The organism is Oxalobacteraceae bacterium OTU3CINTB1, from assembly GCA_024123955.1.
In the GTDB taxonomy this organism is placed as follows: domain Bacteria; phylum Pseudomonadota; class Gammaproteobacteria; order Burkholderiales; family Burkholderiaceae_D; genus Rugamonas.
Genome location: CP099652.1, coordinates 3,160,418 through 3,180,441, shown reverse-complemented (window position 1 = coordinate 3,180,441; position 20,024 = coordinate 3,160,418). Strand labels below are relative to the sequence as shown.

At 64.7% G+C, this 20,024-nt stretch carries 18 protein-coding genes, 2 pseudogenes and 2 riboswitches; of the genes and pseudogenes, 11 read left to right on the top strand and 9 right to left on the bottom strand.

Going from position 1 to position 20,024, the window contains the following annotated elements; translation table 11 throughout:
* Positions 1–113: 113 nt before the first annotated feature.
* Positions 114–632, bottom strand: coding sequence for a phosphatase PAP2 family protein (locus NHH73_14010; protein ID USX29330.1), 519 nt, complete (start codon positions 630–632; stop codon positions 114–116).
* 326 nt (positions 633–958) lie between these two features.
* On the opposite strand from NHH73_14010, the gene NHH73_14005 reads away from it, so the two are divergent.
* Positions 959–1,597: a LysE family translocator gene (locus NHH73_14005; protein USX29329.1), complete on the top strand. Its 639-nt coding sequence runs from the start codon at positions 959–961 to the stop codon at positions 1,595–1,597.
* A gap of 20 nt (positions 1,598–1,617) precedes the next feature.
* Here the strand turns inward: NHH73_14005 and NHH73_14000 are convergent, their stop codons facing one another.
* A complete protein-coding gene (locus NHH73_14000) occupies positions 1,618–4,002 on the bottom strand; it encodes a DUF1631 domain-containing protein (protein USX29328.1) in 2,385 nt (794 codons plus the stop codon).
* Between the two features lie 239 nt (positions 4,003–4,241).
* Here NHH73_14000 and NHH73_13995 point away from each other — a divergent pair.
* From NHH73_13995 to NHH73_13985, 3 genes and pseudogenes are all read left to right on the top strand, one after another.
* A pseudogene (locus NHH73_13995) lies at positions 4,242–4,943 on the top strand (MCP four helix bundle domain-containing protein).
* A gap of 66 nt (positions 4,944–5,009) precedes the next feature.
* Positions 5,010–6,071, top strand: a pseudogene (locus NHH73_13990) (methyl-accepting chemotaxis protein).
* A 171-nt stretch (positions 6,072–6,242) separates the two neighbouring features.
* Positions 6,243–6,437, top strand: coding sequence for a hypothetical protein (locus NHH73_13985; GenBank protein USX29327.1), 195 nt, complete (start codon positions 6,243–6,245; stop codon positions 6,435–6,437).
* A gap of 67 nt (positions 6,438–6,504) precedes the next feature.
* Here NHH73_13985 and NHH73_13980 read toward each other — a convergent pair whose 3' ends face one another.
* Complete coding sequence (locus NHH73_13980) at positions 6,505–7,065, bottom strand: ATP-dependent Clp protease proteolytic subunit (protein USX29326.1); 561 nt, start codon at positions 7,063–7,065, stop codon at positions 6,505–6,507.
* Positions 7,066–7,215: 150 nt separating this feature from the next.
* Positions 7,216–7,312, top strand: a riboswitch (glycine riboswitch).
* A 44-nt stretch (positions 7,313–7,356) separates the two neighbouring features.
* Positions 7,357–7,482: riboswitch (glycine riboswitch) on the top strand.
* A gap of 75 nt (positions 7,483–7,557) precedes the next feature.
* On the opposite strand from NHH73_13980, the gene gcvT reads away from it, so the two are divergent.
* From gcvT to gcvP, 3 genes are all read left to right on the top strand, one after another.
* Positions 7,558–8,679 carry a glycine cleavage system aminomethyltransferase GcvT gene (gene gcvT / locus NHH73_13975; protein ID USX29325.1) on the top strand — a complete coding sequence of 374 codons (1,122 nt, stop codon included), beginning with the start codon at positions 7,558–7,560 and terminating at the stop codon, positions 8,677–8,679.
* Between the two features lie 70 nt (positions 8,680–8,749).
* Complete coding sequence (gcvH, locus tag NHH73_13970) at positions 8,750–9,130, top strand: glycine cleavage system protein GcvH (GenBank protein ID USX29324.1); 381 nt, start codon at positions 8,750–8,752, stop codon at positions 9,128–9,130.
* Between the two features lie 3 nt (positions 9,131–9,133).
* Positions 9,134–12,028, top strand: coding sequence for an aminomethyl-transferring glycine dehydrogenase (gcvP, locus tag NHH73_13965; protein ID USX29323.1), 2,895 nt, complete (start codon positions 9,134–9,136; stop codon positions 12,026–12,028).
* A 107-nt stretch (positions 12,029–12,135) separates the two neighbouring features.
* On the opposite strand, the gene NHH73_13960 is transcribed toward gcvP, so the two are convergent.
* Both NHH73_13960 and NHH73_13955 read right to left on the bottom strand, forming a co-directional pair.
* On the bottom strand, positions 12,136–13,764 hold the full coding sequence (locus tag NHH73_13960; protein ID USX29322.1) for a methyl-accepting chemotaxis protein: 1,629 nt from the start codon (positions 13,762–13,764) through the stop codon (positions 12,136–12,138).
* Positions 13,765–13,776: 12 nt separating this feature from the next.
* Positions 13,777–14,226, bottom strand: a complete 450-nt coding sequence (locus NHH73_13955; protein USX29321.1) for a cache domain-containing protein — start codon at positions 14,224–14,226, stop codon at positions 13,777–13,779.
* Positions 14,227–14,350: 124 nt separating this feature from the next.
* On the opposite strand from NHH73_13955, the gene NHH73_13950 reads away from it, so the two are divergent.
* Positions 14,351–14,689 (top strand): hypothetical protein, encoded by a 339-nt coding sequence (locus NHH73_13950; protein ID USX29320.1) that lies wholly within the window; start codon positions 14,351–14,353, stop codon positions 14,687–14,689.
* A 31-nt stretch (positions 14,690–14,720) separates the two neighbouring features.
* On the opposite strand, the gene NHH73_13945 is transcribed toward NHH73_13950, so the two are convergent.
* The 4 genes from NHH73_13945 to NHH73_13930 all read right to left on the bottom strand — a co-directional run bounded on the left by NHH73_13945 (position 14,721) and on the right by NHH73_13930 (position 17,749).
* Positions 14,721–16,148 (bottom strand): hypothetical protein, encoded by a 1,428-nt coding sequence (locus NHH73_13945; protein USX29319.1) that lies wholly within the window; start codon positions 16,146–16,148, stop codon positions 14,721–14,723.
* Entirely contained in the window at positions 16,145–17,020 is an 876-nt protein-coding gene (locus tag NHH73_13940; protein USX29318.1) for an ABC transporter ATP-binding protein, read from the bottom strand. Before NHH73_13940 ends, NHH73_13945 begins: the two co-directional genes overlap by 4 nt.
* Positions 17,017–17,415 carry a GntR family transcriptional regulator gene (locus NHH73_13935; protein USX29317.1) on the bottom strand — a complete coding sequence of 133 codons (399 nt, stop codon included), beginning with the start codon at positions 17,413–17,415 and terminating at the stop codon, positions 17,017–17,019. Before NHH73_13935 ends, NHH73_13940 begins: the two co-directional genes overlap by 4 nt.
* Before the next feature lie 82 nt (positions 17,416–17,497).
* Positions 17,498–17,749 (bottom strand): hypothetical protein, encoded by a 252-nt coding sequence (locus NHH73_13930; GenBank protein USX29316.1) that lies wholly within the window; start codon positions 17,747–17,749, stop codon positions 17,498–17,500.
* 144 nt (positions 17,750–17,893) lie between these two features.
* On the opposite strand from NHH73_13930, the gene NHH73_13925 reads away from it, so the two are divergent.
* From NHH73_13925 to NHH73_13915, 3 genes are read left to right on the top strand one after another with little or no spacing between them, the layout of a single operon-like run.
* Positions 17,894–18,355, top strand: a complete 462-nt coding sequence (locus tag NHH73_13925; protein USX29315.1) for a DUF421 domain-containing protein — start codon at positions 17,894–17,896, stop codon at positions 18,353–18,355.
* A gap of 23 nt (positions 18,356–18,378) precedes the next feature.
* Positions 18,379–19,164 carry an exodeoxyribonuclease III gene (gene xth / locus NHH73_13920; protein USX29314.1) on the top strand — a complete coding sequence of 262 codons (786 nt, stop codon included), beginning with the start codon at positions 18,379–18,381 and terminating at the stop codon, positions 19,162–19,164.
* Positions 19,164–19,934, top strand: coding sequence for a histidine phosphatase family protein (locus NHH73_13915; GenBank protein USX29313.1), 771 nt, complete (start codon positions 19,164–19,166; stop codon positions 19,932–19,934). Before xth ends, NHH73_13915 begins: the two co-directional genes overlap by 1 nt.
* The last annotated feature ends 90 nt before the right edge of the window (positions 19,935–20,024 follow it).

Genomic DNA, 20,024 nt, shown 5'->3' with positions numbered 1-20,024 from the left:
GCTATGGGCTGTAAAAGATCACAATAATACCATTTAGCGCATTAAATAAGGTTGAAACCCCGGTTGAGGGACGGACCCCAGCCGCAGCCGGGACCCACGCCCGGCGTGGCGCCCTACTGGTGCGCGCGGTGCTTGGACTCGGCCCACATGGCGCGGGTGTAGGGCTGGTCGCGGCCGGAGAGATACAGCGCGGCCTCGGTGATCCATTGCTCCGCCGGCACCGGTTCGACACGCGGCGCGATCAATACGATCGGCAGGCACAGCACGACCAGCATGCGGCTGAGCGCCCAGTGCTGCTCGGTGCTGGCGAAGCGGATGAAGGCGGCGGCGACCGCCAGCCCCAGGATGCTGCCGGTGACCGATTCGGAGACCGAATGCGCCATCATGGGCACGCGCGAAATGGCGATCAGGATGGCGAAGACGACCCCGGCGGCGGTGGCCGCATACCTGGCGTTACTGCTGGAGCTACGGAAGGCAAGGAAGGCGGCGACCGGATAGACGGCTGCGGCGCGCATCGCGTGGCCGCTAAAGCCCGCGAACTCGACCGACGCGACGCCGATCCCCCAGCCCACGAACGCCATTTTGGTCACGACCACCAGGGTCATGCCGATGCCGAACAACAGCGCCCACATCCAGGAAAGTCTCCACGACTTGCCCGCAAGCAGCCATACGCCGATCGCCACCCCGATGGGTCCCGTTACCGCCAAACTACCCGCTACGCTTAAAGCATGCCACCACATCATCCAATCACCGCCTTTCAATTTTTTTGCACTGCACCATCATTAAAACACACCCAGCCGTATTTGACCGAACAATTGCCGTCAATCAACTTGAATAAGGCAAAAGATAAGCACGCAAAATGCGTGCCGGCAGGCGGATAAAGAGGGCCGCCGGCAGCTTCGGCGGCGGCGTGGCATACTGTTGCCTATGCTCACTGTTGTTTGATCGGATACGCTTTATGACACTCTCGACCTGGCTGTTATTCCTCTCCGTTTCCCTGGCGGCGGCCTTCAGTCCGGGGCCGGGCGTGCTGATGGCCATCTCGACGGCCGCCACGCAAGGCGCGCGGCGCGCCTTGTATAGCTCGCTGGGCAACGCACTCGGTGTGTTCATCGTCGCCACCACCGCCGTCGCCGGCCTCGGCCTGGTGCTCAAGACCTCGGCGCTGGCTTTTGGCGCGGTCAAGGTGGCCGGCGCCGCCTATCTGATCTATCTCGGCGTGAAAACCTGGCGCCAGGCGTCGAAGGCGCCGGCCCAGGCCGATGACGCGGCCCAGGCGGCGCCGGTGGCGCTGGCCAGCCGCTGGAGCACGTTCCGCTCCGGCCTGCTGGTGGCGATCAGCAATCCCAAGGCGATCCTGTTCTTCACCGCCGTGTTCCCCCAATTCATGCCGCCGGACCATATCGACCCGATGCGCTTCCTGCTGCTGACGTCGACCTTCACCGCGTGCAGCCTGCTGTCGCACTTCTTTTATGTGGTGTGCGCGTCGTGGATGAAGCGCCGGGTGCGCCAGAGCGCGGCCCGTTCGCGCTTCACCAAGCGCACCACCGGCGCCTTGTTCATCGGCATGGGCGGCGCGCTGCTGACCGTCAAGTAAACAGACGCGTCGGACCGAGGTCAGCCTGAAGTGGACGCGCGCCGAGCCGGATCGGCCGAGGCGTCGTTGACGGCGCCGCGCGCCAGCGCTTCGGACAGCGCCATGGCCACCACGCCGTCGTTGCGCACCACCCGCGCGGTGGCATCCCGGAATTGCCGCGCCAATTGCTCGCCCGATAGCGAAAAAGCCTCCTGCCGCGACGCGGTCGAGAAAATATACAGCGTGCGAAGCGGACTGATCCATGCAAGCTTGACCTGGCGCCGGCCGCCGTCCGGCTGCGCGAACTCCAGCCACATGCCGCGCCTGAGCCCCTCGACTTCGATGGCGGCCTCCTCCTCGGCCGCTTCGAGCTCCGGCTGGCTGGCGCGCGTCTCGGCTTCGGCTTGGTCGGCCGCCTCGGCCTTCGCCTGCAGTTCCAGACGCCGCTCGGCGGCCTGCTTCGCCACCTGCACCGATATGTCCAGCTGACGTTCCGGCGACAGGTCCAGCGGCGCGCGCACGATGGACGCGTGGCACTCGGCCAGCTCGGCAAAGAATTGCAGGCGGTCGGCGTCCTGCCACTTGATCGCGTCGAGCCACTTGTTCAATGTGGCCAGCATCCCGGGCAGTTTGGAGATCAGCAGCTTGCGGTCGTCGGCGTTCAGCTTGGGGCGCACGCTCCAGATCAGTTCGTCCATGGCCCTGGTGGCGTTGTTGACGGCGCCCGGCTTGCCGTCCTCGATGCTGTAGGCGACGGTCAGCACCGAGACCCAGCGCTGTTCGAGGAACGCTTCCACCACCGCGATGACCTCGCCGGTGCCGATGCGCAGGGCCACGGCGTTTTTCGCCAGCTTGCCCGCTTCCGCCATCTTTTCCTGCTTCAGCGCGGCGGCGATCGGCTCGGCGATGGTGGCCGCGGCGACCCGTTCTTCGGCCAGGATCGACGCTTCCAGCTCGTTGACGGCCTGGGCGAATACCGACAGTTCATGGTCGTAGTCGCGGCCGACGCGGTCGACGCTGCGCTGCATCGCCTTGAACAACGGATCTTCCGGCCCATTGCGCTGCTCCCAGCCCATGCGCGACAGCAGATCGATCATGCGGCGCGCCGGGTGTTCCTCCTGGAAGAAGAAGTTCTTGTCGACCAGCGCGGCCTTGAGCACGGGAATCTGCAGGAAACGGATCAGGTCGCGTATCTCCTGCGAAATGTTCTGGTCGCGGAAAACGGTGTCGAAGATCGCTGTCAGCAAATCGAAGGTGCTTTCGTCGGCGCGCGTCAGGCTGCCTTGCGGCATGCTTTGCTTGATGTTGGGCAGGTAGAAAACGTTGGCCGGCATGGCGGCGGCGCTTGCGGCCGGCTCGCCGTCCGATCCGTGCTTGCCCGCCGCGGTCGCCGCCGTCGCCTGCAACTGCGCCAGATAGGCGAACAGCGGCTGCCTGGCGCCGATCTGCGACTGCCGCTGCGCCTGCTCGTTGCTAACGCCGCGCGACTGGAAACCTTGTGCCGCCCCCTGGACCCAGACGCCGCCCGCGTTCAGCGCCGGCATCGGCACATCCGGAATGCCCGGATCGATAACGCCGGCGCCTTGCAGCAGGCCGCCGGCGATGTTGTCGACGATCTGGCCGGCGGCCGAACCGGCGACGTCGCTGGAGGCGAAGAACTGGCGCAGTTGCTGGGCCAAAGCCGCCTGGTTGCCGCGCGCGCGGGCGCCCGCCGCTTGCTTGGCAGCGTCGGCCTTGCGGCCCTTGTAGCCATCCACAAAGCCCGGCATTACGCCCTTGCCCTGCAATGCCAGGTTCAGCGCTTCGAGCATCGGTCCCAGTTCGATAAACATGCCGGGTTTGACAAGCGGTTGCAACAACGGCGCCGACTCCGGCTCGGGATCGAATTGCAGCCAGGCCCGCTGCAAGGCCGCCAGGAACACCTCGGGACGAAACGGATTCTGGCTCACGCGCAAGATATCGCGGCCCAGCAAGAACGCCAGCCGCACATTGAGCGTCTGCAACGCGTCCGAATGCAGCGATTCGAACGGTTTGCTGGCGCCGCCGAGCGCCACCCTTTTGTCCATTTCGTCGAACGGCACCAGCGACATCGGCTGCCCGGCGCCGCTACGTTTGTCTTTGGCGGCCGGCGCCAACTGGGCGATCTCCTGGCGCAGCGTGTTTTCCAATGCCTCCGTCGCCAGATGCAAGAACGCGAAATGGCGGTTACGCAGCAAATTGCCGGCGCGCAGCCGTTGCTGGATGGCCCGTGTATCGCCGTCGGTGGCGTCGATCAGCGCGCCGGCCAGCTTGGCCGCCAGTGCCAGATATTGATCGCCCGCGTGCTTGACGGCGATGCCGATCAAGTCCTCCAGCAAGCCATGCCGCGGCGTTACCGTCTTTATCGGCGCGCCGCTGGTGCTCGGGGTGGTTGAAGTATTCGCCATCGTGTCGGCCCGCTGGTGATCGATCCGTAGACCCCATTCTTACACAGTATTTCCTCATGGCAATACCAGCAGTGAAAGAATCGGCGATTTTTTTTGCCCCTTGCGGGCTGTGTACCACTTTCCTCGTTCCAACAACTGCTTTGACGAGGCGCAATGAACAAGCTTGGACTTTGCTTAACATCATTATCTGGTCCGCCCCGCTCCCGCCCTCGCCGTCGCTTCCCTCACCAAGGACATCCATGAAATTCCTGCATAACCTGGAAACCTCCAGCAAATTGCTGATTGCCTTCGCCACCGTGCTGGTCCTGACCGTGCTGCTGGGCCTGAGTTCACTCGCGCGCATGGGCGACATCGACCGCGCGTCGACGCAGCTGTCCGACACTTGGCTGCCGCAATCGATCGCCGTGCTGTCGCTCAAAAACAATGTGCAGGAATTGCGCAAGCTCGAACACGTGGTGATCAGCGACAAGGCCAGCATCGACGGTTCCGAGCAAAAACTAAGTCTCGCACTATCCGCGTTCCGTGACAATGCTGACAAGCTCGGCAAGACCATCAACGATGCAAACCTCATGCCGCAGGCGGCGGAATTACAACGGATGGCCGCTTCCTACCTGCTCGAGCACGACAAAATGATGGCGCTGGCCAACGACGGTAAAAAGGACGAGGCGGTCGCGGTGCTCAAGGGCTCGTCGCTGCCGGCGTTCGACGCCGTCAGCGGCCAGCTCGACAAATTACTGTCCAGCAATCTCGAAGGCGGCCGGCAGGCGGCGCGCGGCGCCGACCAGGCGTACCTGGCCGGGCGCATCGTCACGCTGGCCCTGCTCTCGGCCGCGATCGGCTTTGGCGTGCTGCTGGCGTTGTGGCTGGCGCGCTCGATCTCGGCGCCGCTGCAGCAAGTGATGCTGGTGGCGCAGCGCATTGCCGACGGCGACTTGAGCACCCGCATCGAGATACGGTCGAACAATGAAACCGGCAAGCTGCTGCAGGCGATGCAACATATGAACGACAGCCTGATGACGATGATCGCCCAGGTGCAAAGCGGCGCGCGGGCGATCGGCCAGGCGTCGGCCGAGATCGCCGAGGGCAATCTGGACTTGTCGAGCCGCACCGAGCAGCAGGCCGCCTCGCTGGAAGAGACCGCCTCGTCGATGGAGCAGCTGACGGCCACCGTCAAACAAAACGCCGAGCACGCGGTGCAGGCCAACAAGCTTGCCGTGTCGGCGTCGGCGGTGGCGGTGCGCGGCGGCAGCGATGTCGGCCAAGTGGTCGGCACGATGGCGTCGATCAACGACAGCTCGAAGAAAATCGCGGAAATCATCGGCGTCATCGACGGGATCGCGTTCCAGACCAATATCCTGGCGCTTAACGCTGCGGTGGAAGCGGCCCGTGCCGGCGAGCAAGGACGCGGCTTCGCCGTCGTCGCCTCCGAGGTGCGCAACCTGGCCCAGCGCAGCGCGGCGGCCGCCAAGGAGATCAAAAGCCTGATCGACGACTCGGTCGACAAGGTGGTGCGCGGCACGCAGCTGGCCGACCAGGCACGCTTGACGATGGACGAGGTGGTGGGCAGCGTCCAGCGGGTAACCGGGCTGATCGGAGAGATCGCCGACGCCAGCGCCGAGCAAACGGCCGGCCTGGAACAAGTCAACCGGGCGATCGCGGCGATGGATCAGGTGACACAGCAAAACGCCGCGCTGGTCGAGCAGGCGGCCGCCGCAGCGTCGTCGATGCGCGACGAAACGGGCAAGCTGAACGAGGCGATCGGTGCGTTCGCCGTGCACGACGGCGCGGACCGGGACGCGCGGGCGCGGCAGCCGCTGCGCGCCGCCGAGCCGCTCAAAACGCGCGGCACCGCCGGGATGACAGGCGCGGCGGACATGCGCGACGACGAGGAGACGCCGCCGGCGCTCGCCACCGCCGGCGCGCGCCGCGAACGGATCAAGCCGGCACTGCCCTTGCCGGGAAAACGCACGGTCGCGCCACGCCGTCCGCCCGCCCGCGCCGGCGCCGCCAGCGGACTGGGTAAGGCATCCGGCAAGCTCAACAGTGAGGTCGAATGGGAAGAGTTTTAATGACGAGTGCGAGGCATGTTCCTACAGCCCCCCAAGACGCACTCCGATAGCAAGTGCCTGAGCGAAAACGCATCATTGCTCTACCAGAAACGCGCACGGTGTCACCGTTTTTCCAGTCAGCACGGCGCGCTTGTGGCGAGTACGTTCTTTCACTTTCACAAAGGAACTAAAATGAACTCGAATCAAAAAAGCGGTGGCAGCAAGCAAGGCTCCAGTCAAGGCAGCAGCAAGCAATCGGGCGACAAAGGGTCGTCCAGCGGCTCGCGCTCCGGCACCCAGGGCGGCACCCATGAGCAGCATGTGGAAGCCGGCCGGCAAAGCCATAAAAACGACGGCAACAAACAGACGGGCAACAAAAACCGCTAATCAGGCTCCACCATAATTAGCGGCATCGGCGGCGCCTCCCTGGCGCCGCTCCCGTTTCATCCTGCAATCAAATATTGGCCACGCGCTGTCCGCGCGGCGGCACAAAGTCCTTCACCGCGTTGACCATCCCCACCGCCACGCCCTCGGCCGCCGTCAGGTGCAGGTCGGAGTACGCGTGCGTACGCCAGTGCTCCTCGGTGAGCTTGACGTGTTCGCGCAGGATCTGCTCGGTGCGGGCGTCGTCGGCTTGCAAGCCTTCGACGATGATGCGCAACGCGTCCGGCCGGGCGCCGTGCGGCGCGCTGGCGTGCGATTTGTGCACCATGAAGCGCGCCGTGTCGCTGGCATAACGCTCCTCGCCGGACAGGAACAGGATCACGGCGATGGACGCCACCGCGCCGGCGTTGTAGGTGACGATCTTGATCGGCAACTTGCTCAGGTAGTTGTACAGACAGATGCCGTCGCTGACATAGCCGCCGTTGGACTGGATCAGGATGTGGGCGGTGGTGATGCGGTCCTCCGTCATATCGGCAACGGCGTCGAAGACACGGCGCACCATGTCACTGTTGACGTCGCCTGACAGGGTGAACCACGCGTGGCCCTCGTAGGAATTTGGATCTTGGCTCATGGGTGGGCTCTCGAATAAGTGTGATTTATTCTAGCAAATAGTTGTTTATATAGCGTTTTTATTGCACGCCATTCGTGCGCGCCCCCGCCCACCACCCCGTCCAGCCCTGCCCGCAAGATTGACATTCAGGCCCTTCTGACATATATTCCCGAGTCTTGATCGGGAGAGGGTTGCGGGCGATACGCCAACGCAGCCGCCGAAGGGGCACTACCCAAAAACTCTCAGGCAAAAGGACCGATCAAGGGACCAGCGCGGCCGCCGTTCGATAATCTATCGCGGCGGGATGCCAACTGGTCCAACTCTGGAGAGCGGCCGCGGCACACGCCGGCGGCCCACCGAAGGGGCGCACGGGAATCGAGTTCGACTTCGCGTCGATTCGCCCGTAATCTCTCAGGTACCAAGGACAGAGGGGTCTGCGATCATTGTGGAAACAGCTTTTTAGCCGTTCCTTGTATGTTCTGTTAACCCCTTTTCGATATGGACCGAGGAATTATGACGCTCAAAGCCACCCCACTCAATAACGCACACCGCGCCGCCGGCGCCAAGATGGTCGATTTCGGCGGTTGGGACATGCCCGTCAACTACGGATCGCAGATCGAAGAACACAACGCCGTGCGCACCGACGTCGGCATGTTCGACGTCGCCCACATGTGCGTGGTCGACATCAAGGGCGCCAACGTGCGCGCCTTCCTGCGCGGCCTGCTGGCCAACAACGTCGACAAGCTGCAGGTGTCGGGCAAGGCGCTGTACTCGTGCATGCTCAATCCGCAGGGCTTTGTCATCGACGACTTGATCGTCTACTTCATCGACGAAAGCTGGTTCCGCCTGGTCGTCAACGCCGGCACCGCCGAAAAAGACGTGGCGTGGATGCAGGCGCAGAACGCCGCCACCAACAGCGGCGTGACGATCACGCAGCGCCGGGATGGTGATAACGCCATGGCGCTGATCGCCGTGCAGGGCCCGAACGCGCGCGCCAAGGTGTGGGACGTGATCCCCGAATCGAAGGCAGGCACCGCCGACATGAAACCGTTCAACGTCGCCTTCGCGCACAGCGCCGCCTTCGGCGAGGCGATGATCGCCCGCACCGGCTACACCGGCGAAGACGGCTTCGAGATCGGTGTCGCCGCCGACCAGGCCGAGAAGCTGTGGAACACGCTGGCCGCCGCCGGCGTCAAGCCGGCCGGCCTGGGCGCCCGCGACACGCTGCGTCTGGAAGCGGGCATGAACCTGTACGGCCAGGACATGGACGAAACCGTCAACCCGCTCGACGCCGGCCTGGCGTGGACCATCGACCTGGTGTCCGAGCGCGATTTCATCGGCAAAGCTGCCTTGCAGGCGATGGGCCAGAACGCCCAATTCGTCGGCTTGATCCTGCGCGAAAAAGGCGGCGTGCTGCGCGCCCACCAGAAAGTCATCGTAGCCGGCACCGACGCCGTCGGCGAGATCACCAGCGGCACCTTCAGCCCGACCATGCAGCAGGCCATCGCGCTGGCGCGCGTGCCCAACGGCGTGGCCGTCGGCGACACCGTGCACGTCGAGATCCGCGACAAGAAGCTGGCCGCCTCGGTGGTCAAGCTGCCGTTCGTCCGCAACGGTAAAATCCTCGCTGTTTAAATTGATTTAGTATCCTGCTTCGTACCCTGATTAGCACCCCGACTAGCCCCCTACCCATCTGGAGCCTTACATGAATATTCCTGCAGACCTGAAGTACACCGAATCCCACGAATGGGTACGCGCTGAGTCGGACGGCACCGTCACCGTCGGCATCACCGAGTACGCGCAGGACGCGCTGGGCGACATCGTCTTCGTCGAACTGCCGAAGGTCGGCAAGAGCTACACGGCCGGCGACGACGCCGCCGTGGTGGAATCGGTCAAGGCGGCCAGCGACATCTACGCACCGGTGTCGGGCGAAGTCATCGCCGTCAACGAAGACGTGGCCAGCGCCCCGGAATCGATCAACACCGACGCCTACGCCGCCTGGCTGTTCAAGATCAAGCCGACCGACGCCGGCGCGATCGACGGCCTGCTGGACGCAGCCGCCTACGGCAAGACCACCGAAGCGTAAATTATGACCCGTTCAAGCCTGACCCAACTCGAAGCACGCGACGCTTTCATCGCACGCCACATCGGCCCTGACGCCGCAGAACAGGAAGCCATGCTGGCGGTCCTCGGCTACGCCTCGCGCGCCGCCCTGATCGACACCATCGTTCCTGCCAACATCCGCAACAAGGCCACCCTGCCGCTCGGCGCATACACGCAGCCGATGCCGGAGCAGGAAGCGTTGAACAAGCTGAAAAAAATCGCCGGCAAGAACAAGGTCCTGAAGTCGATGATCGGCCAGGGCTACTACAACACGCTGACCCCGGGCGTGGTGCTGCGTAACATCTTCGAAAACCCAGCCTGGTACACCGCCTACACGCCGTACCAGCCGGAGATCTCGCAAGGCCGCCTGGAAGCAATCCTGAACTTCCAGCAGACCATCACCGACCTGACCGGCATGGGCATCGCCAACGCCTCGATGCTCGACGAAGGCACCGCCGCCGCCGAAGCGATGACCCTGATCCAGCGCGTGGGCAAGTCGAAGTCGAACGTGTTCTACGTCGCCGACGACGTGCTGCCGCAAACGCGCGAAGTGGTCGAGACCCGCGCCAAACCGCTGGGCATCGAAGTCAAGGGCTTCCACCCTGCCGAACTTTCCGGCATCGGTGACGCCTTCGGCGTGCTGCTGCAATACCCCGGCGTCAACGGCGTGGTGCGCGACTACAAGGCCGGCGTCGAGGCGGTCAAGGCCAAGGGCGCGATGGTGGTTGTCGCCGCCGACCTGCTGGCGCTGACCATGCTCACGCCACCGGGCGAATGGGGTGCGGACGTGGTCGTCGGTAACAGCCAGCGCTTCGGCGTCCCGCTGGGATTCGGCGGCCCGCACGCCGGCTACCTGTCGACCCGCGACGAATTCAAACGCAGCATGTCCGGCCGTCTGGTCGGCGTCACCATCGACGCCCAGGGCAACAAGGCCTACCGCCTGGCGCTGCAAACCCGCGAGCAGCACATCCGCCGCGAAAAAGCCACCTCCAACATCTGCACCGCGCAGGTGCTGCTGGCGGTGATGGCGTCGATGTACGCCGTCTACCACGGTCCCAAAGGACTGCTGCAGATCGCCCAGCGCGTGCACCGCTACACCGGCGTGCTGGCGGCTAACCTGAAGACGCTCGGCTACACCGTCACCAACGACAGCTTCTTCGACACCCTGACCGTCGCCACCGCCAACGCCGAACAGCTGCACGCGTCGGCCCACTCGCACGGCGTCAACCTGCGCGTGATCGACGCCTCGCACGTCGGCGTCTCGCTCGACGAGACCACCACGCGCGAAGACATCGCCCTGCTGTGGACCGTGTTCGCCCACCCTGTCGGCGGCCCGGCCCACGGCCCGGATTTCGACACCGTCGAAGCGGCCGTCGCCGAATCGTTCCCGGCATCGCTGGCGCGTTCGAGCGATTACCTGACGCACCCGGTCTTCAACCGCTACCACTCCGAAACCGAAATGCTGCGCTACCTGCGCAGCCTGGCGGACAAGGACCTGGCGCTGGACCGCACCATGATCCCGCTGGGTTCATGCACCATGAAGCTGAACGCCACCAGCGAGATGATCCCGGTCACCTGGCCCGAGTTCTCCAACATCCACCCGTTCGCGCCGGACAGCCAGACCATCGGCTACCGCGAAATGATCGCGCAGCTGGAAGAGATGCTGTGCGCGGTGACCGGCTACGCCGCCATCTCGCTGCAGCCGAACGCCGGCTCGCAGGGCGAGTACGCCGGCCTGCTGGTAATCCAGGCCTACCACCAGTCGCGTGGCGAAGGCCACCGCAACATCTGCCTGATTCCATCGTCGGCGCACGGCACCAACCCGGCGTCGGCCAACATGGTCGGCATGCAGGTGGTGGTCACCGCCTGCGACGCCAACGGCAACGTCGACCTGGCCGATCTGAAGGCCAAGGCCGAACTGCACTCGAAGAACCTGGCCGCCGTCATGGTGACCTACCCTTCGACCCACGGCGTGTTCGAGGAAGGCATCCAGGAGCTGTGCGAGATCGTCCATAGCCATGGCGGCCAGGTCTACATCGACGGCGCCAACATGAACGCGCTGGTCGGCGTGGCCGCGCCGGGCGCGTTCGGCGGCGACGTCTCGCACCTGAACCTGCACAAGACCTTCTGCATTCCGCACGGCGGCGGCGGCCCGGGCGTCGGCCCGATCGGCGTTGGCGCGCACCTGGCCAAGTTCCTGCCGAACCAGCGTTCGAATGGCTACATCCGCGACAACGCCGGCATCGGTTCGGTCAGCGCCGCGCCGTACGGCTCGGCCAGCATCCTGCCGATTTCGTGGATGTATATCGCGATGATGGGCGCCGAAGGCCTGACCGCCGCGACCGAAACCGCGATCCTGAGCGCCAACTACATCGCGCGCCGCCTGTCGCCGCACTATCCGGTGCTGTATTCGGGCCACGACGGCCTGGTGGCGCACGAGTGCATCATCGACCTGCGCCAGCTGCAGGACGCCACCGGCATCAGCAACGAGGATGTCGCCAAGCGCCTGATGGACTTCGGCTTCCACGCGCCGACCATGAGCTTCCCGGTACCGGGCACCTTGATGATCGAGCCGACCGAAAGCGAATCGAAGGCCGAGATGGACCGCTTCATCGACGCCATGATCGCCATCCGCGGCGAGATCGCCAAAGTGGAGAGCGGCGAATTCGACAAGCTGGATAATCCGTTGAAGTTCGCGCCGCACACCGCCGAGGTGCTGACCGCAGACAAGTGGGAGCACAAGTACAGCCGCGAAGTGGCGGCCTACCCCGTGCCGTCGCTGCGCAAGCAGAAGTACTGGCCGCCGGTCGGCCGTGCCGACAACGTCTACGGCGACCGCAACCTGTTCTGCGGCTGCGCGCCAATGAGCGACTACGAGTAAGCGACAGTTTGCGCGGCACGCCGCGCAAACAAAAAAGCAGGCAAGCCTCACGGTTTGCCTGCTTTTTTATTATCCAATCCGGTGCAGCGATGGTTGCGGGTGTGCGCTCAATTCCTAATCGACGCCAGCCGCAGGCGCACCACCCGCGGCGAGCCGGGTTGCTGGGGGACGTTCGGCTCCTGACCATCCTCCAGCTTGAACATCGCCACCGCCTCGGACAGATTGAGCGCCTGCCGCTGCAACCCCGTGGACGCCGCCGCCGCCTGCCGCACCAGCGCCAGGTTCTGCTGCGTCACCTGATCCATCTCGAGGATCGCCATGTGCGCGCCCTGCAAACCCTCGGCCTGCTCGGCGCTGGCCTCGCTGATCTGGCCGATGATGTCGCCCACCTGCTGCACCGAGGCCACGATCTCCGCCATGCTGTCGCCGGCCTCCTCCACCGAGCGCGCGCCGCCCTCGATCTCGGCCACCGACTCGGCGATCAAGGCCTTGATCTCGTGCGCCGCCGTCGCCGAGCGCTGCGCCAGGACCAGCACCTCGCTGGCCACCTGTGCGAACGCTTCGCCCTGGGCGCCGGCGCGCGCCGCCTCCACCGCCGCGTTCAAGGCCACCAGATTGGTCTGGAACGCCAGGCCGTCGATGACGCCGACGATGTCCACCACCTTGCGCGAGCTGCCGCGGATCGACGCCATCGTCCCCACCAGCCGCTGCACCACGCTGCCGCCGCGCACCGCGATGTTGGTGGCGCAGCGCACCAGTTGATTGGCCAATTGGGCGTTGTTCGCCGTCTGCGCGACCGTGGAGCTGAGCTCACGCATCGCGCCGCTGGTCTCCCCCAGCGAGGTCGCCTGCCTTTCGGCGCGCTGCGTCAGATCCACGCTGCCTTGAACCACGGAGCGCGACGCCGAGTCCATCGATTCGGCCGACGCCAGTATCGTCTTGAGCGTCGTGTTCAGGTTGCGGATGCTGGTGTCGAGCGCGCGCGAGGTCTCGGAGATCTCGTCGCGGCCATAGACGCGGTTCTTGACCGTCAGGTTGCCCTCGGCCAGATCGATGGCCGCCGAGCCGATCTCGCGTACCTCCTTCAGTAGCGCGTTACGCACCGCCATCGTCACCAGTAGCGACAAAATAATTGATATCGCTACCATGATCGGCATCCAGACCGACACGCTGGTGAACTCCGATTCGGCCTCCGTGAAAGCGCGCTCGCTGAGCGATTGTTCGAGCCTGGACAGCTCGTCGAGCCGCTGGGACACCACATCGAACGCGCGTTCGGCCTTGAACATGGCGTTGGCGGCCATCGAATGATCGGCCATCCCCAGCTCGATCACATCGGCGATCGCCTTGACATACTGGCTATGCGCGGCCTGCGACTGCACCACGAAGCGGCGCTCGGCGGGATTCGATTGGGTGACCATTTCGAGCTGCGCGAATTGCCGGTCCAGCGCCGCGTGGCGGGTATGGATGTCGCGCACCAGCGCGTCGATGCGCGGCGGCGCGAAGCTGGCATTGATCCAGGTGAGCAGCTGGTAGATTTCGGTGTGCGCGCGATTGGCGCCGGCCACCAGGTCGGCCGTGGCCTTCAGGCGCACCGCGCGCTGCTGCACCATGTTTTCGAGCGACTCGTTCTGCCGCACCATGCCGAGATAAGCCCCGGCCGACAGGCAAATCAGCAGGATCAACACCACACCGGGCGCCAACAACAGTTTGGGACCTATACGAAGTTTGCTGAGCATGACGTTGACCGGTCAGTGTTTATAGATGCCGGCTTCCAGCGCCACGTCGTCCACCCGCAGCACATAGGTGCTCTTGGGTGCGACCTTGCCGGTTGCGGGATTGCGGAATTTGTAGTCGACCCAACCTTTGCCGCTGCCTTGGGCGACGGCCACCATCTCATGGCGGAAGGCCTTGCCGTCGGCGTCCGGCACGTCGAGGAAATCCTTGCCGATCAAAGCGTTGGTGGGATGGGCGATGGTGATGCCGCGCATGTCGCGCATGGCCAGGTACAGCGCGCCCTGGTTGAACAGCGGGTCCTTGCGGTTGATGCGGGCGATCATTTCCGCCTTGCCGTAGGTTTTGATGAACAAGGCGCCCCGCTCGGCCAGCGCGACGGCATCCTTCTCGCCCGGATCGGCGTTGGCGGCGACGTTGACCGATAAACAGCTTAACAATGTGACGATTCCGAATATGGCGCGCATGATTTTCCCCCGCAGGTAACATGCTGTAATCTACGCCCCGTACCCTTACGCAATCTTGCGCTGTCTCAACTTGGCGCCAGCCCTACCAATAAACAACAGCGATAACGAACGGAAACACGCACGCATGATGAAACCCACTACCAAGGCGGCCCTGGTGTCGGCGCTGATCTTCCCCGGCCTCGGCCACCTGGTGCTGAAACGGCCGCTGCGGGGCTGCCTGTTCGTCGTGCCGGCGCTGCTGGCCATCGGCTTCCTGCTGCGCACCACGCTGGAGCTGGCCAATACGCTGGTCGATGAGATCAACAGCGGCAAGCTGGCGCTCGATCCGATCGACATCATCGCCCGCATCCACGCCACCGGCGTTGACAATCCGGCCACCAACGCCGCCTCGCTGGTGATCCTGCTGTGCTGGATCGGGTCGGTGGTCGACGCTTATTGGCTGGGGCGGCGCGGACAGGCGTAGAATTGGCGGCGGCCGCGCGCGGTCGTCATCGTCAGGCGGCCAAACGGCCGGCGGGGAATGCCGGTGGCATCCTGGTCATCGATATCCACCGCACCCACAACGTCAGCAGGGAGCCGGCGACGATCGGGCACACCAGCACCAGCCAGGGAAAGCCTGGACTCGCGGCGAGCGCCGCAAAAAACAGGTATCCCAGGATCAGCGCCACCAGAAAGCCGAAGCTCACACCCCAGCGCGGGGCGGCGCGCAGGCGCGCATAGTCCGGCAGCAGGAAGCAAATGAACGGCAGCGTTAGCGATGCCAGCGCCAGCGGATAAGCGCGAAGTTCCAGGCTGCCTCGCCGCGCGCAGTCGATCGCCACCAGGCCCGCCAGCACCACCAGCCAAATCTTCAGGAACCGCAGCACGATGGCTTTGGCAAACACGCGGTTCAATTCACGCGCGGATGGCGCCCCTGGTGCCAGCCGATACAGCCCCTGCTCGGCGTTATGTGTCACTGCGGCCAACAGCACCGCCACCGTGTACGAAGAAACCGACAGCAACATGAAGACCTGGGCAAGATCAAAGATGGCAATCGGTCCAAAAATCTTCACATCGGGGACGTTTGCCAGTGCCGCCAGTACCGCCAGCAGCGTGCAGACGACCACCCCGAAAACGGTGCTCCCTTCGTTCACGGTCGTCCCCATCGTGTGCATCAGTTTATGCCCCGGGGCCCCTGCCCGCACGCTATCGCGGCGCAGAACGCGCGCGTAGCCCCAACGCCACACACGGCGGCGCTGCAATTCCCGCAGCGCCGCGCCGTCCGTACCGGCGGTCCGCCACAACGTGCGTCGCGCGTTCAGCGCGAAGTGCCGGTCGCCGCCTCGCGGCAGCGCAATGCTTATCCCCCAGGCCAGCAACGCAATATCGGCGGCGACACCGAACAACGACAACGTGGGCTCGTTGATCGACGCCAGCAAAGCTGTCAGCCTGTCGGTCCACGCCGCCGGCACCAACTGGGACAGCGGCGAGGCATACACCGGTAGCATTGCGAGATAGACAAAGCGCTGCGCCAGCAGCACGTAAGGAACCAGCAAGCCGGCGCCGGCCACCGCGTAGCCGAAGTGGCCGAAAAACAGGCTGACCGCGACAGCCAGCACGACGCTGCTGACGACGAACATCGCAACGCAGGCCGTAATGAGGCGTCGCCGCAAATGCGGCACCAGACAGGCGTTGGCCGGATGATTCTGGAGCATGGCGGTGCTCACGAAAACGCTGGACCAGAGCCACAGGAACAGAGCCAGCGCCACGCAGCAGAAGGCACCGGCGCCATCTGACGAGTGTTTGACCGCGAGCGACAGCCACGCCCCCACGACGGCGACGACCACCAGTACGCCGCTGACCCACAACAGCGTGCGGCGGCCGCCACGATCGCCGAGCATTTGGTGGAACAAGGGCGCATAGGCGCGGAAAACAGCGTTCATTTGGTCACCTCGACGAACAAGTCTTCCAGGCTGAGTGATTCGACGCGCAATCCTGGGCTGGCGCTCAATGCCGCCGCCTCGGCGCCGGTCAGGCGCGCCAGCACGGAAGCGCCGTCACCGCCGTTGCGCATGCGCCGGATCTCGTCTCCGAAGCGCATACCCGCCATGATCGCGTCGCTGCCGCTGATCCTGTGGGCGCTTTCCAGCAGCTCGTCGAGCGGCGCCTGCAAGGTGATCTTGCCGCCCTGTAGAAACGCCACGTCCAGCGCCACCCGCTCCAGATCGGACAAGATATGGGTCGAGAAAATCACCGTCGTATCGCGTTCGATGACGTCGTCCACCAGCTCGTGCAGGAAGTCGCGGCGGCCGACCGGGTCGAGGCTGGCGACCGGCTCGTCGAGCACCAGCAGTTCGGGATCGTGGGCCAGCGCGCGGATGATCGACAGGCGCTGCTTCTCGCCGCCGGACAGCTTGCCGATCTGCTGCCCAGCGGCCTGCCCGTCCAGGCTCCAGCGCCGCATCAGGCCCGCCACCTTGTCGGCGTTCCAGCGCGGATAGAGCGCCTTGAAGTAGTCGAGCATCTGCACGGGCGTCATCCACTCGAACAGGTCGGACTTTTGCGGCACGTAGCCGATCTTCGCGCGCACCGTGTCGCTCAACTCGGGCACGTGTTCGCCGAACAGCGTGACGGCGCCGCTATCGGCTTCGCGCAGCCCGAGCAGACAGGCCAGCAAGGTCGATTTGCCGGCGCCGTTGCGCCCCAGCAGGCCGATCACCTTGCCCGGTTCGATCGACCAGTTCACGCCTTGGAGCACCGGCTGGCCGTCGAAGGTTTTATGCAGGCCGGCGACATCGACGATGGATGATTTCATGGTTCTTCCTTGAGAATTTTCTTGAAAAGGGCGAGGACGGCATCGGGATCGAGTTCGAGCTGGCGGGCCTCGGCCGCCGCACGTTGCAAGGTGGGTCGCAGCAGGTCTTCGCGGTCGCGCCGGCTGTGCGCCTGCGCCGGGCGCTCGGCCACCAGCATGCCGATGCCGCGTGCGCGCGACAGCACGCCCTCGGTTTCGAGCATGTTGTAGGCCTTGGAGACGGTCATGGGGTTGACCGCCAGGGCCAGCGCGACCTCGCGCACCGACGGCAGCACGTCGCCGGGCGCCAGCACGCCGGCGGCGACAAGCCGGCGCGTTTGCTCGATCAACTGCCGGTAGATCGGGTCGGACGATCCGACGGCGATCGTAAAAAGTGTGGCGGAATGGGAGGTCATCGCAGGCTGTATCGCTCTATGTATTGGTGCATTAGTCGGATAATACACCAAGCCGCAACCCGATGTTGCTTTTTTTACCGGCTTATTTTTCTTCGGCGGGCTTGTCTTCGTTCTTGAAAGCGCCGCGGATATTCGTGGCGACCAGGCACAGCTGTAGCGCGATCAGCGCGTAGGCCTCGTCGTGCAGCCCCCACACCACCCACAACACATTACTGGCGAGAAAACACCAGAACCCGGCCTTGCGCCGGGTGTGCCGGGTGGACGCGACCAGCCAGGCGGCAAGCACGGTCACCGCCATCGCTGGCCATTGCAAGAAATCGATCCAATCGGGCATGCGCACAGCTTAGTGGCGAGGCCGCCCACGCTATGTGCGTTGCTTCACCGCCGCCGCGATTTGGCCCCGCACCGGCGCGCCACGCCCGTGGCGCGCTGCATATAATGCAATGAAATCGCTCGAAGAATCGTACTGGAGAAATGTATGTTCGACATGGAATTGCCATGGTGGGAATTCGTCTTGCGCGCGAGTATCGTGTATATCGCCTTGCTGGTCATGATGCGCTTTTCCGGCAAGCGCACCGTGGGCCAGTTCACGCCGTTCGACCTGCTGGTGGTCATGCTGCTGAGCGAGGCGGTATCGTCTTCGCTGTCGGGCGGCGACGATTCCATCCCGGGCGCGCTGATCCTGGCGCTGACCTTGATCGTGCTCAATGTGGCGATCGCCGTCGCCACCTCGCGCAGCGAAAAGATCGCGGCCATCATCGACGGCGAAGCGGTGCTGCTGGGACGCGACGGCAAGGTATTCCATGACGCGATGCGCCGCAACCACGTGGCCAAGGGCGACGTCGACCAGGCGCTGCGCGAGGCCAACTGCTCGCTAGATGAAATGAAATGCATATTCCTGGAGGCGAACGGCCAGATCACCGTGCTCCACGACGAGTAGTCAAACCAAACACAAGGAGATCCATGCGTATCGCCACCTTCAACGTCAACGGCATCGGCAGCCGCCTGCCCGCCCTGCTCCAATGGCTGCAAGAGACGCAGCCGGACGCCGTCTGCCTGCAGGAGCTCAAAGCGCCGCAGGAAAAATTCCCCGAGGCGGCGATCAACGAAGCCGGCTACCAGGCAGTCTGGCACGGCCAAAAGAGCTGGAACGGCGTCGCCATCCTGGCGCGCGGCGTGGCGCCGATCGAAGTTGGGCGCGGCCTGCCGGGCGATCCCGAGGACGAACAAAGCCGCTACATCGAAGCGGTGGTCAACGGGGTGCTGATCGCCGGGCTGTACCTCCCCAACGGCAATCCCGCCCCCGGCCCCAAATTCGACTACAAGCTCAAATGGTTCGAGCGGCTGATCACGCACTCGGCGCGCCTGCTCGACAGCGGCACGCCGACGGTGATCGCCGGCGACTTCAACGTCATGCCCACCGAGCTCGATGTCTACAAGCCGGAACGCTGGGGCGACGACGCGCTGTTCCGGCCCGAGGTGCGCGAAGCCTTCCACCGGCTGCTGGCGCAGGGCTGGACCGACGCGCTGCGCACCATGCATCCGGGCGAGACAATCTACACGTTCTGGGACTACTTCCGCAACGCCTATGGACGCAACGCCGGCCTGCGCATCGACCACCTGCTGCTCAGCCCCGACCTGGCGCCGTCGTTGAAGGCGGCGGAGGTCGACCGCGACGTGCGCGGGCGCGAAAAACCCAGCGACCACGCGCCGGTGTGGATCGAGCTCGATATCGACGGAGGCAAGTGATGGAGCGCGAACAAAAATGGCCTGATCAAATCTGGCTGGTGCGGCACGGCCAAAGCGCCGGCAACGTCGCGCGCGACGCCGCCGAAGCCGCGTCGCAGTTCCTGATCGACATCGCCGAGCGCGACGTCGACGTACCGTTGTCGCCATTGGGCGAACGCCAGGCGCAGGCGCTGGGCGGCTGGTTCCGCGCGCTCGGACCGGACGGCCAGCCGACGGTGGTGCTGTTCTCGCCGTACATCCGCGCGCGCGCCACCGCCAGCGCGGTGCTCGATCAGCTGGGCCGCGAGAACCTGAGCACCGTGGTGGCCGACGAGCGCCTGCGCGAAAAGGAGTTCGGCATCCTCGACCGCCTCACGCCGCTGGGCATCCGCGACAAATACCCGGAGCTGGCCGAGCAGCGCCAGCACGTGGGCAAATTCTATTTCCGTCCGCCGGGCGGCGAAAGCTGGTGCGACGTCATCCTGCGCCTGCGCAGTACGCTCGACACCATCAGCCGCGAATACCGGGGCGAGCGGGTGCTGATCGTCGCCCACCAGGTGATCGTCAACTGCTTCCGCTACCTGCTCGAGCGGCTCGACGAGGAAGGCATCCTGGCGATCGACCGCATGGGCGACGTGCCCAACTGCGGCATCACCGAATACCGCTTCGACCCCAAGGCCGGCAAGCACGGCAAGCTGACGCTGGTGCAAGCCAACTTCGTCGCGCCGCTGGAAGACAGCGGCACGCCGGTCACCCACCAGCCGGACATGCCGGCCGCCCCGAAATCATGAATACCACCAATTCCAATCCGGGGTCAGGTCCACCATTTCTACACGAGCCCGAGGGTATCGAGTCTGTAGGGACGAGCCCGTGTAGCATTG